Raw genomic sequence first — 12,482 nt, forward strand, 5'->3', positions numbered from 1 at the left:
ACAATTAGATTATAACAGGAAAAAGAAATGGAAGCTCAAAGCCTTGTCAGCCACCAGCATAGCTGGTGGTTTTCTTGTTTTTCTCTACGAGAAAAACTGGCTCGAAGCCATAATGAAAAACCCACTCTTAAGAGTGGGCAATGACTAATCTCTATTCATCATTCCAAAAATGCGAAGCAAGTTGAGGAAGAGGTTAACAAAGTCAAGGTAGAGTTGAAGAGCCATAGACACTACCCAACCATTCTGGACATTGCCACCCGTCTGCTCGAAAACGTCACGGATACGTTGGTTGTCATAGGCAATCAAACCTGAGAACACAAGGACAGAAACGATAGACATGGCAAAGCTGATACCTGAACTGCGAAGGAAGATGTTGATGACACTGGCAATCATAATTCCCCAGAGGGCAGCACGCAAGGCTTGGGCCATACCTGAAAGGTTTTTCTTAGTCGTCATACCAACCACTGCCATAATGGCAAACATCAGAGCAGCAGATAGGAAGGCCAAGGCAACTGTTTCAGTCGTATAGAACATCAAGACCATACTGATGGTCAAGCCGTTTGTTACCGAATAGGCTAAAAACATTGGTAGAGCCATTGGACTATTTTTAGCAGCCATGGTAGAAGCCGCAACCACCAAGGCAATTTGTCCCAACATGACCAACATCATAACAATAGAACCTGCGCTAAGCAAGGCATAAAGAAACTGCTGGAAAACAGTAACTGCTAGGAAGGAAACAAGGGCTGACAATCCAATTCCCATAGCAACTACAGCATAAATCTTCCCAAAGAAACGGTTAAGAGCGGTGTTATCCACCTGATTGATGATAAATGAATCGTTGTTCATATAGTTCTCCTTTTATATCCTACTCAAAGCGCAGGACCTTTCGATTTTTCCATTTGTATTGCAAGGGCAGGGTAAACTCACGAACTGCCCAATATTTATCTACACAGGTCACAATCCATGATTCCTTATAACGGGGCGGAGCCAAGGTTGCACCAAACATATGCTTAACAATAATATCTTCTTCCACCTTGTTGAGCTTGGTCAACTTCTGGGCATTGCGCTTGGCAATCCGCGGATGGACCCAGACATGGCTCCTGTTAAATTTAGTTTCACGCCAGTCATAGAAGAAGAGATCATGCAGAAGACCACCTCGTGCAGTCGACTTGGCATCCCAGCCAAATTTCTTAGCGATTTTGTAACTGGTATAGGAAACATTGATAGAATGTTCCAAGCGGGTCGAATGGTAGTGGTGGGGAATATCTGCTAACTTTTGCACCTTTTTAGTGTCAATTAAGTGACCGACATAGGCCATATATTCTTTATCTTTTTTATAAGCACCCATAGATGTAAACCTCGTTTTGTTATTATAACACAGTTTAGACTTCTTGGCTTAAATAAAGCTAAAGACTAAAATACCAGCTGCAATAGCCACATTCAAACTCTCTGCCTGACCAGGCATGGTGATATGAACCAATTGATCTGCCTCTGCGGATACAAAATCAGAAATGCCCTGACCTTCATTGCCCATAACAAGTGCAAAGCTCGCCTTTGGCAAGACCTGTCGATAATCCACCGACTGACTGGACAAGGTTGTCGCCAAGACTTCCACCTGATTATTTTTTAAAGTAGAGAAAACATCCTCAATTGGCAAGCGATAAATAGGCAGATGAAAATGACTACCCTGCATAGAACGAAGGACCTTCATATTGTAAATATCAGCCGACTTATCTGTCAAAAAGACGCCATCAAAACCAGCCGCATCAGCCGTACGTATGATGGTGCCAACATTCCCTGGGTCCTGAACATCTTCCAAGACTAGAAACCTACCATCCAGTCGCTCAGGCAAATCCTGACTAGGTAGAGCAAGTTGGGCAAGAACCCCTTGCGGTGACTTAGAATCAGTCAAATCTTGCATGATTTCTGGGCTGACCACTGTCACTTGCTCCATATGAGCAACCCTGTCCACATGCTCTTCCACCACCAAAATATGTTGAATAGTCGCTCCAGCCTTGACTGCTTCTTCTAACAAATGCCAGCCCTCAATCAAGTAAGATGAAGTACGGTATTTTTTCTGTTGTAATTTCTTAATTTGTTTGACCAGATTATTGGATTTCGAACGGATAATTTCCATAGTTTCCTCATTTTCTTTCTTACCCAACAATGATATAATAAAGTAAAGTTCTTGTCAAAAGGAGAAGCTTATGAGAAAGGTTAAAATGATTGCATCTGGTCGGGTGCAAGGAGTTGGTTTTCGTTGGGCTGTCCAATTTTTAGCAGTGGAAATTGGTGATATTTACGGCAGGGTCTGGAACAATGATGATGGAACAGTGACCATCTTGGCTCAGTCCGAAAACGCTGAGAAGCTCAGCCATTTTATCCATGAAATCCGAAAAGGCCCCTCTCGCATGGCAAAGGTTAGCTATCTGGATGTGACCCTTGCTAACTTTGACGACTACCATGATTTTCAGGTCAGTCATAGATAAAACTTGAAAATTGACCGTAAAAACAGTAAAATAGAATGTATCATGTAAAAAGGAATGTAGCAATTTGAAAAAGAATAAACGTCTACTCTTAGCCAGCATGGCTCTTGCCAGTCTTGTATTTTTGGCTGGATGTGTCAAAACTGATAAAAAAGGTGTTCCAACCGGTGAAGGCTGGGTTTATAACTATCTGGTAGAACCAATGGGAAACCTGATTACCTTCTTTGCTGAAAACCAAGGACTTGGTTTTGGTCTTGCCATTATCGTGGTAACCCTCATCGTTCGCTTCGTGATTATGCCGCTCGGTATCTATCAGTCTTGGAAAGCAACCTACCAATCGGAAAAGATGAACTACCTCAAGCCAATCTTGGGTCCTATCCAAGAACGGATGAAAAATGCAAGCTCTCAAGAGGAACAATTAGCTGCCCAGCAAGAATTCTTTGCGGCTCAAAAGCAGTATGGAGTAAGTGTATTTGGCGGCATGGGCTGTCTTCCACTCCTTATCCAAATGCCATTCTTCACGGCTCTCTTCTACGCAGCCCGTCACACACCTGGTATCTCTGAAGCCTCATTCTTAGGCATTCCTCTTGGTCAGCCAAGTATGATTCTGACTGCTGTAGCAGGTATTCTCTACTATGCCCAATCCATGTTAATGCAGGTTGGTATGGATGAGGAACAAAAAAAGCAAATGCAAACCGTGACCTACATGAACCCTATCATGATTGTCATTTTCTCTTGGACTTCACCAGCTGGTGTCACCCTCTACTGGGTAGTCGGCGGTATTGTCGGGCTCATTCAGCAAGCCTTAACCAACTTCATCCTCAAACCAAAAGTTCGCGCCAAGGTAGAGGAAGAATTTAAAAACAATCCACCAAAACCCTACAAATCTACCGTAAAAGATGTCACTCCCAAAGCATCTGCTATCATTGAAGAAAAGACTTCTAAAAAATCAAATCGCAACGCTGGTAAACAACGGTCTAGATAAAACATAACAACCATCTCCTAGGATGGTTGTTTTCTTTTGCAAAAAAATGCTAGGCTAAGCCCAGCATCTCCACATCTTATTTTGTTTTTTCTACTTTCAAGATTTTTACTTCGTAGCTTCCTGCAGGGGTTTCAATGGTCGCAACATCTCCTGTTTTCTTACCAATCAAAGCATGACCGATTGGACTTTCATTAGAAATCTTACTCGCAAAAGCATCCGCGCCTGCTGCACCAACGATATGGTAAATTTCCTCTTCCGTTTCGCCCACTTCTTGAACCGTTACAGTCTTACCAATTGCTACTTCATCTGCAGCTACTGCGTCGCTGTTAACAATCTCAGCATAACGAATTTTTGTTTCAATTGTTGAGATTTGACCTTCTACAAAGGCTTGTTCATCCTTTGCCGCCTCATACTCAGAGTTTTCTGAAAGGTCCCCGTAAGAGCGTGCAATCTTAATACGCTCTACAATTTCTGGACGACGGACTAGTTTTAACTCTTCCAATTCTCTTTCTAATTTTTCCTTCTCTTCCAAGGTCATTGGATAGGTTTTTTCTGCCATGATATTTCCTTTTCTTTCTATATTTTCATGAAAACAAAATTATGTGGAAAACCACATAATTTTGTTATAAATTACTAATTTACTAATTTACTCTAAGTGAGCATTGACATACTTGGCAACGTTTTGATCGTGTTCCTCAATAGTTTTAGCATAGTAAACCGTACCTGTTGTAACATCTGCTACAAAGTAGAGATAATCCGTTGTATTGGCATTGATGACGGCTTCAATCGCTGAAACACTTGGGCTATCCACTGGCCCAGGCATTAACCCTGGCGTCCAATAGATATTGTATGGTGACTCAATATTTGTATCAATTCCAGCATCCTCTGCCAAGGTTGTTTCTTGACCAAGCTTGCCTTGGGCATAAAGAATTGCGATATTAGACTGTAAAGGCATCCCACTATTGATACGATTGAAGAATACACTTGCAATATTACGACGGTCCTCATCTGTAGAACCTTCTTTTTCAACAAGTGAAGCCAAGGTCAGCACTTCGTTAACCGTCAAGTTTTTGCTAGCAATCGTTTCATAGTATGGTTGCAAGCGAGCATCCATGGCTGCAATCATTTGTTCAACCAACTCTTCCATGGTGGTTTCTTCTGTATATTCATAGACAGCTGGGAAGAGATAGCCTTCCAATTGGTAAATAACGCCACTATCTTTCGCTGGTAGGCTAGCAAATAACTGTGGATAAGCAGTAACCATACGATTGATGAAATCTGTATTGGTCACTGTAGCCATAAAGGCTTCCGATGTAAACGGAGTCTTGTCATTCTTATCTTCCGTCTGAGTATTGTTAGTGATTGCCTGAGAAATCTGAGTCAGTGTATAACCTTCTACAATGAGAACCTTACCTGCCGGTTCCTTTTGGGCAGTTGGAGTGCCACTCTCCTGAAGCGCCTTAGCAATATCATCTACTGACATGGTCTGCTTCAAATTATAAAAACCGCTTTGGAAGTTGTTATAACTCTTAATCTTAGAATAATAGTTAAAGACAGTTGCGTTTTTAATCAACTTATTCTCAACCAAAATCTTACCAATATCAAGGGTTGTTGAACCCTCAGGGATTTCGACGTGAACAGATTCGGTCGCCTTTGTATCAACTGGGGCCAAGCTAGATTTAATCCAAATAAAGCCGGTAATCCCTGTAATCAATACAGCCAAGACAACAATAGACATGATGACTGAAACAATTCGTTTCGCAGCCTTATCTTGTTCCTGACGGCGTTGCTTGCTTGTTTTCTGGAGTGAAGTCTTTCTAGATTGGACAGGTTGTACACTCTCTTCTTCCACAGCCTCAGCTGTAGTTGGCAGAGCCGCAGACGCAAGAACTGCTTCATCTAATGTAAGGATTTCTGTATCCCCAGTTACTGCTGATACATCTTCTGTCGGAAAATCTAGGAAAGTATCTTCCAAAGAAGTTGCTTCTTCCGTTGAGAATTGTTCCTCCTGGACGGTCCTAGTTGTTTCTTCTTTGAAATCCACCGTATTAGCGGCAACTAAGTTTCTCAGTTCTTCAAGATTACGTTCTACAGTATCTTGGGGAACGGTTGTCACAGTTTCTTCAACTTCTTCAACCAGGTTTGAAGTTACTTCCTCAACCTTTGTGTCCTCTTGCTGTTCAGTTTCTTCTACAAGATAGGAATTTGGAAAGACAACTCCACCAATCTTCACCGTTTCATGCTTATCATCCACGGTCTGACTATCTTGTACAAGAGTCTGAAGTTCCTCAACGACTTCTTCGTGCTTATCAAGCTCAACTTCTTCTGTTTGGGCTGCCAATCGCTTGGTCTTTAGCTCTTCGAGTTCCCGCAAAATCTGATCACGAAAACTTGAAGACTGCGTGTTATTTTCGTTCGTATCCTTTGTCACGCTATTGCTCCTTTCACACAGTTACTATACATTATATCTCAAAGAACTAGGAAATGCAAGAAATTCCCTTTATATCAAGCTTTCCAATACATGTCATACCACTCTTTTCCTCCAAACTGAGATTGGGAAGGGCCTGCATCCTCAAATTGATTGAGTTGGTAATACTTGATCAGGCTCTCCTTACAGGTCAGGGCAATTCCTTGATAGTTTCCTTGAACGGCTACTTCTTTTAGACCTGCAAGCAAGAGGGTGCCTACTCCCTGTCCTTGATAACTGGGAGCTACCGACAAACTAGCGATGGCTAGATAGTTACCTTCAGGGACTACTGGTTCTTCCAGATAAAAGATATCATCTGTAACCCTATTGGCTAGCGACGGACAAGCTAGTATAAAACCTGCCAGTTCACCTTCATTTCCCATCACTAAGCAAGTTTGTGAGAAAAGCTGCACATATCTTTCCAAAACAGTTCTTGCAATCTGTTCATCTTCAGAAAAATTTTCCCTCTCAAGAGCAGCTACAGCCTCCAAATCTTCCTGCCTGATATTGCGAATTTCCATAAAATCCCCCTATATAGCGGAAAAACAGGGGCCAAGGGCCTCCGTCTTTCTGCATTTATTGAACGTTATTTGTTAAATTAGATAGCAATCTCTCAAAGGAATACTCATAAGACTGAATATCTCCAGCCCCCATAAATACATAGACTGCATTGTCGTGATTTAAGAGCGGTGAAGTGTTTTCCACAGTAACCAGACCACCTTTTTTGTTGATTTTAGCAGCCAAGTCTTCCACCTTAACCTGACCATTGTCTGTTTCACGCGCAGAACCATAAATTTGCGCCAAGTAAACGGCATCTGCTCCATTCAAGGCTTCCGCAAACTCATCCAAAAGGGCAATTGTCCGCGTAAAGGTATGAGGTTGGAAAATAGCCACCAACTCCTTGCTTGGATACTTCTGACGAGCAGCATCAATCGTTGCAATGATTTCTGTTGGATGGTGGGCAAAATCGTCAATAATAACTGTATCATTGACAACCTTTTCTGTAAAGCGGCGTTTAACACCTGCAAAGGTCTTCAAATGTTCAGCAACCAAGCTCAAATCAAAGCCAGCAATGTAAAGATTTGCAATCACTGCTGTAGCATTCATGACATTGTGTTTACCAAAGGTTGGAATTTGGAATTCTCCCAATTCTTGTTCCTTGTAACGCACCTTGAACTGTGAACCAGTCGTCGATGGTTTCAAATCATAGGCTACAAAGTCATTATCTGAACCTGTACCATAGTAGTAGATTGGGGCATTGGCTGTAATCTGGTGTAGTTGTTCATCCTCACCATAGACGAAGAGGCCTTTTTTGACTTGTTTGGCATAATCATTGAAGGCGTTAAAAACATCTTCTAGGCTAGTAAAATAATCTGGATGATCAAAGTCAATGTTGGTGATAATGCTGTACTCAGGATAATAAGGAGCAAAATGGCGCTCATACTCATCAGACTCAAAGACAAAATACTGGGCATTGGCTGAGCCACGACCTGTTCCATCCCCAATCAAGAAAGAAGTGTCTGTAATATTACGCATCACATGAGCCAAAAGACCTGTCGTTGATGTCTTACCATGAGCTCCTGCTACACCAAGGCTAGTAAAACCTTTCATGAATTCACCCAAGAACTCATGGTAGCGTTTGTAGCTAAAGCCTTGTGTATCAGCAAATGCAATCTCCACATTATTATCTGGACGAAAGGCATTCCCTGCAATCAATTCCACATCAGCAGTAATATTTTTCTCATCGAAAGGCAAGATGTCAATACCAGCTTGCTCCAAGCCACGTTGGGTGAAGTAGTACTTCTCTACATCACTTCCTTGAACCTTATAGCCCATTTGGTGTAGCATGAGAGCCAATGCACTCATTCCTGACCCTTTAATTCCGATAAAATGATAGGTTTTTGTCATGTTATTCCTCTTCTATATTTGTTAAATTTAATTCCTGGGCAACCTGACGCTCTCGGTGTTGCTGGCGCTCAGGATAATTATAGACCTGACTTCTCTTCAAGAAGTCATACGAATTTTTCTTAATCGGTTGCTCTTGCTCCCTATCTTCTTTCTTCAAAGAATAGACAGCTGGAACATCGGCCAAAATATAGTCTGTCTGGCGCAGTCTGTCGGCCAACCGCGTGAGATTTCCCACTTTTTCCTCAGGACTTGGCGTGACTGGTGGCTTGACAAAAACTTTGGCTGGTGCAGGCTTATCATCTCTCAGGTAAGGCGCTGTCCGTTTCTTCTTCAAATCCTCACGGGCCTGTTCACGAGCTACTTGACCCTGAGTTTTATGAGAAGAAGGTTTGGTTTGAGCCAGGTGTTGATGACGTTCTCTACGAGAATAAGAGCTAGATTTAGCCTCAAAGAGAGGAGGCAAGAGGTCGTCGTCCATCACTACACGGCCGGTCCCGCTTACTGCTTGCTGACTAGCAGATGCCCCAGCAAATTCTTTTTCTTTATACGGCCCCTTGATATTGCTAATCAAGTCACTTTCGTCATATAAACTCATAATTGGATTTTCTCCTACTAGTACCTCATTATCAGCTACTAGCGGAAATCTTTTTTCTTGTCTAATCATAAGTCATCCTTTCGAACCCTTATTATACCATACTTGGCTTAGATTTGCCTAATACCACGCTAAGACCTTGTCTAGACTAACTATTCTATCCCCAAAATAGCACGAATATCTTCAACCGTCAAGTTTGCACGGCTTTCACTACCGTCAAGAACCGTTTTGACCAGATTCTTCTTATTTTCCTGAAGGGCTTGGATTTTTTCTTCAATGGTTCCTCTGGTAATCAGGCGGTAGCATTCTACTTTTTCAGTCTGCCCCATTCGGTGGGCACGACTAATGGCCTGGGCTTCCACAGCTGGATTCCACCAGAGGTCAACCAGAATAACCGTGTCTGCACCTGTCAAATTCAGACCAACCCCACCTGCTTTCAAGGAAATGAGAAAGGCATCCCGGCTACCCGCATTGAAGGCCTGGGTCATTTCCTGGCGTTGATTGGCAGGGGTTGAGCCTGTTAAGGTATAAGAAGTTAAACCAAGCTCTCTTAATTGCTCTTCAATCTGCTCCAGCATCTGTCTGAATTGGGAGAAAATCAAGACCCTATGCTCTCCTTCTTTCAGTTGCAGGAGCAGTTCTTTCAGGCTATTGAGCTTGCCACTCTCTCCCCTGAAATCATCCATGAACAAACTAGGTGTGTCACATATTTGGCGTAATCGCGTAATCCCTGATAGAATTTCAATCTTGCTTCGGTTGATCTGGGCATCATCAGCGCCGGCAATTTTAGACTGCATTTGTTGGAGCTGGGCCAGATAGATGGTTTTCTGCTCATCAGTCAATTCATTAAGAACATTGACTTCTGTCAAATCCGGCAGTTCCTGCAGAACATCTTCCTTATGGCGTCTGAGGACAAAGGGCTGGATGGTTCGAGCAACCTCTTTGGCACTTAACTTGCTAAAGGCCTGTTTACTGGGCAATAAACCTGGAAGTACAATCCAAAAAATAGACCACAATTCCGTCAAATGATTTTCAATCGGTGTACCTGAAAGAGCGAAACAGTTCCCAACCTCAAACTCCCGTAATAGTTGAGCAATTTTGGACTGGGCATTTTTCATGACCTGAGCCTCATCTAAAATCAGGTAGTCAAACTTTTCTTGTTTGTAGAGATCAATATCCTGTCTAAAGGAAGGATAGGAAGTCACCAAGATTTGTTGTCCCTGAGCGATCAGATTTTCCCTTTGTTCCTTGTTTCCGTGGACAACAGCTACATCCAAGTTTGGAGCAAAACGCTGGCATTCGTCTGACCAGTTATAGATTAAACTCGATGGTGCCAAAATCAAAACCCGGCTATCCTCGGTCATCCGACTGGATAGAAAGGCGATGGTTTGCAGGGTCTTTCCAAGTCCCATATCATCCGCCAAAATACCACCAAAACCATAATGGTCCAACATCGACAGCCATTTGATACCAGTCTGCTGGTAATCTCTCAATTCCGTTTTCACATCCAAAACAGGCAAGGGAAAGCGGTCAGGCTTGGCTAGATAGCCAGCCATTTCTTGAAAATCCTTTGAAAAACGAACTTGATCAAAACCAGACAGAGATTGGGCTAATTGAAAACCTGCCAAGGCATGAACCTGCACCTGTCCTCCCTTGCCATGCTTGGCTCTTAGTTGAAGCAAGGTCTGACTGATTTTCCGGGTTTCCTCATCGAAAACAAGGACTTTCCCGGTCGGGCTGGTATAATGGTCCTCTTGATTGAGCAAGGCTTCAATTGCCAGATCAATTTCAGACTGATCAATTCCAGATAAATCGAATGAAATATCCAAAAGCGAGCCATTTCGAATAATTTCCAGCTGTGGTTTGACTTCAACCAAGAGGGACCGAAGATTTTCTGTTAGATGAACTGGTCCCATTTTTTCTAGCAAGGGCAGCTGTTGACGGAAGAAGGAATAAACTTCCTGCTGGCTGAGGGCAGGTCTTTGAGCCAGGTATTTACCACGAAAACCAGCCAAACTGATTGCCTGAAAGACAGCTTCTAGGTGCTGAAAATGACTGGCAAATGGAAGGAGACTCAATTCTTCCTCACTTCTGACCCTGCGACCATCAAAATCTAAAACCAACTGCAAGGACAGACTTCCATTTTCCTCCATATCGATATGGAAATGTGGTGTGAAATCATGAATTTTAAATCGTTTGGGTGCCTTGACCCTTCCAATGGTCTGCAAATCTAGTAAACTCAAAGCCAAGCGGTCCTGGTCTTGAAAATCGACCTGGACTTTTCTCAGACCAGACTCAGTAGGCACTAGATTAGAAATATGACCAATCAGCTGTTCCTGCATCCGATTGACGCCATAAATGACCCCATCAAGCAAGAGATAACGACCCTGAAGTAGAGGACGAACAGCTTTTTCATGAATAACCATCTCAATCATATGCGTATGGACGGTCACATCAAAGTGATAAAGTCCAGTTTCCTCTGTCAAAGGCAGTACCATCAAGGACGAATAGGAGCGCTGTTCATAGGTAAAGACAAACTCATCCAGCTGGTTCAACAAGTCCAGACCTTCTTCAAAATAGGCTTGGGGCAAACGGAAATGCCTCCCAAAATGGATGAGAATATCCGAATCTAAACCTACCTTCTCCGGAATCAAGCTCCAAAGGAAATCCAAAAGTGCCTGACTGGCTCCATCAAAGTTTTCATAGGCTAGCTGCTCATAGTAATTTTTCCCGATTTGGTAATGCCCATTGGTCTTGAGTAAGCGCAAAAAAGCACCAATGTCCCTTACAATATAGGCGCGCGTGTCTGGTAGACGGCTAATTTTCAAGGTCCAGTCAATCTGACGATCATAAGGCAACAAGCTCCCCTCAACAGAGAGGCGATACTTGATGCCCATTTCTGGTTTGGGACGCAAAATCTCATCTAAAAAGAGGCCACCAAAATAGGTCCGACGGACCGTTTCCTTGTGTTGATTTCCCTCTTCTTTCCGCTCCTGCTCCAGGTTTTTACCAGCCCCATCATTTTTTAAATAATACTCCGTGGCTGCCAAATGCTGACAGTAGCCCTTGCTTTGAAACAAGTGACAACTACACTGCAGATCACTGTCCTCATCGCTGTAAACAAAACGTTCCCCAGCAATATCCAGCTCCAACTTCCCATTCTCGCTCTGAAGAACGGTCAGTTTCCCAGCCTCATACAAATCAATTCCTTCTTGGCGAACCCGCCCCGGCATCATGCGACCCATAGCAATACCTCTTTTGACCTAGCACAATCTCTAAAATATTATCTTTTCATTATAGCATATTTCAAGAGATAATTCCTTGCCTAGGCATCAAAAAAACACCAGTCAGTCACTGATGTTCCTTGAAATCATTTTATAATATATTGTCACTTGCCACATTTTCTTCACAAAACCAAGTGTTTTTAAGAGCCAAAATAGGAGAATTGGTATGAAAAGGATTGCTAAAATGAGGTTAACCCAGCCCTTTCCATCCAGAAACATTAGGAGAAATATTGTTGGTACAAAAGTAAGCAGACCAAGCATCAAGAAGTTGATTAGAAGCCCCAACCAGCCCAGCCAGTAGCGAAGTCCAAAAGGAGCATACTTTCTTTCATCGAAATCTGCCAAACCCGCCAAAAATTCAAATACTAGTTCGCCTAAAAATTCCATACTAGACTTCCTTTCTGACCTGTCGGTAATACTTGGTTCGTCGGACGAGGGTTTTCATCGCATGTAGGGATAGGAGGCTGAGTGCTATAGCACACACCAAAAAGAGGAGGAAAATCAAAACCGTAGGCTGTTCAAATCGATGATAGACCATGGTTGAACCACCTGTAAAAGCGATAAAATAGGATGCCAAAGTCACCAAATTGAGCCAAATGCAAGCCACCAGTCCCAGCCAATACCGAAGACCGAAAGGTTTGTACTGACTGTCTTCATAAAATACAAGAAAAAATGATGAAAAAGAAAGCAATATCAAAAAAGAACGCCAAATTGGAATCGCTACCATAAGAACCACCTCTTAATCCTATTCTAGCATATT

At 42.7% G+C, this 12,482-nt stretch carries 13 protein-coding genes; 2 read left to right on the top strand and 11 right to left on the bottom strand.

Annotated features, from left to right (window positions below):
• Positions 1-144 precede the first annotated feature (144 nt).
• From C1G49_RS06845 to C1G49_RS06855, 3 genes are read right to left on the bottom strand one after another with little or no spacing between them, the layout of a single operon-like run.
• Positions 145-846 (bottom strand): Bax inhibitor-1/YccA family protein, encoded by a 702-nt coding sequence (locus C1G49_RS06845; protein WP_105125102.1) that lies wholly within the window; start codon positions 844-846, stop codon positions 145-147.
• A 19-nt stretch (positions 847-865) separates the two neighbouring features.
• Complete coding sequence (locus tag C1G49_RS06850) at positions 866-1,348, bottom strand: HD domain-containing protein (protein WP_105125103.1); 483 nt, start codon at positions 1,346-1,348, stop codon at positions 866-868.
• A 48-nt stretch (positions 1,349-1,396) separates the two neighbouring features.
• Positions 1,397-2,137, bottom strand: coding sequence for a TrmH family RNA methyltransferase (locus tag C1G49_RS06855; protein ID WP_105125104.1), 741 nt, complete (start codon positions 2,135-2,137; stop codon positions 1,397-1,399).
• Positions 2,138-2,207: 70 nt separating this feature from the next.
• On the opposite strand from C1G49_RS06855, the gene C1G49_RS06860 reads away from it, so the two are divergent.
• Both C1G49_RS06860 and yidC read left to right on the top strand, forming a co-directional pair.
• On the top strand, positions 2,208-2,489 hold the full coding sequence (locus tag C1G49_RS06860; RefSeq protein WP_105125105.1) for an acylphosphatase: 282 nt from the start codon (positions 2,208-2,210) through the stop codon (positions 2,487-2,489).
• Between the two features lie 64 nt (positions 2,490-2,553).
• Positions 2,554-3,471: a membrane protein insertase YidC gene (gene yidC / locus C1G49_RS06865; RefSeq protein WP_105125106.1), complete on the top strand. Its 918-nt coding sequence runs from the start codon at positions 2,554-2,556 to the stop codon at positions 3,469-3,471.
• A gap of 76 nt (positions 3,472-3,547) precedes the next feature.
• Here yidC and greA read toward each other — a convergent pair whose 3' ends face one another.
• The 8 genes from greA to C1G49_RS06905 all read right to left on the bottom strand — a co-directional run bounded on the left by greA (position 3,548) and on the right by C1G49_RS06905 (position 12,449).
• Entirely contained in the window at positions 3,548-4,030 is a 483-nt protein-coding gene (gene greA, locus C1G49_RS06870; RefSeq protein WP_105125107.1) for a transcription elongation factor GreA, read from the bottom strand.
• 87 nt (positions 4,031-4,117) lie between these two features.
• The gene (mltG, locus tag C1G49_RS06875; RefSeq protein ID WP_105125108.1) at positions 4,118-5,902 is read right to left on the bottom strand and encodes an endolytic transglycosylase MltG; all 1,785 of its coding nucleotides are present in this window, start codon (positions 5,900-5,902) and stop codon (positions 4,118-4,120) included.
• 74 nt (positions 5,903-5,976) lie between these two features.
• Complete coding sequence (locus tag C1G49_RS06880) at positions 5,977-6,459, bottom strand: GNAT family N-acetyltransferase (RefSeq protein WP_105125109.1); 483 nt, start codon at positions 6,457-6,459, stop codon at positions 5,977-5,979.
• A 55-nt stretch (positions 6,460-6,514) separates the two neighbouring features.
• Complete coding sequence (gene murC / locus C1G49_RS06885; protein ID WP_105125110.1) at positions 6,515-7,846, bottom strand: UDP-N-acetylmuramate--L-alanine ligase; 1,332 nt, start codon at positions 7,844-7,846, stop codon at positions 6,515-6,517.
• A 1-nt stretch (position 7,847) separates the two neighbouring features.
• Positions 7,848-8,510 carry a hypothetical protein gene (locus C1G49_RS06890; RefSeq protein WP_105125111.1) on the bottom strand — a complete coding sequence of 221 codons (663 nt, stop codon included), beginning with the start codon at positions 8,508-8,510 and terminating at the stop codon, positions 7,848-7,850.
• A gap of 80 nt (positions 8,511-8,590) precedes the next feature.
• On the bottom strand, positions 8,591-11,683 hold the full coding sequence (locus C1G49_RS06895; RefSeq protein WP_105125112.1) for an SNF2-related protein: 3,093 nt from the start codon (positions 11,681-11,683) through the stop codon (positions 8,591-8,593).
• Positions 11,684-11,785: 102 nt separating this feature from the next.
• Positions 11,786-12,109, bottom strand: coding sequence for a hypothetical protein (locus C1G49_RS06900; protein ID WP_105125113.1), 324 nt, complete (start codon positions 12,107-12,109; stop codon positions 11,786-11,788).
• A gap of 1 nt (position 12,110) precedes the next feature.
• Positions 12,111-12,449 carry an MFS transporter gene (locus tag C1G49_RS06905; RefSeq protein WP_105125114.1) on the bottom strand — a complete coding sequence of 113 codons (339 nt, stop codon included), beginning with the start codon at positions 12,447-12,449 and terminating at the stop codon, positions 12,111-12,113.
• Positions 12,450-12,482: the final 33 nt, after the last annotated feature.

Origin of the sequence: Streptococcus suis, from assembly GCF_002960625.1 — a bacterium.
Lineage (GTDB): Bacteria > Bacillota > Bacilli > Lactobacillales > Streptococcaceae > Streptococcus > Streptococcus suis_T.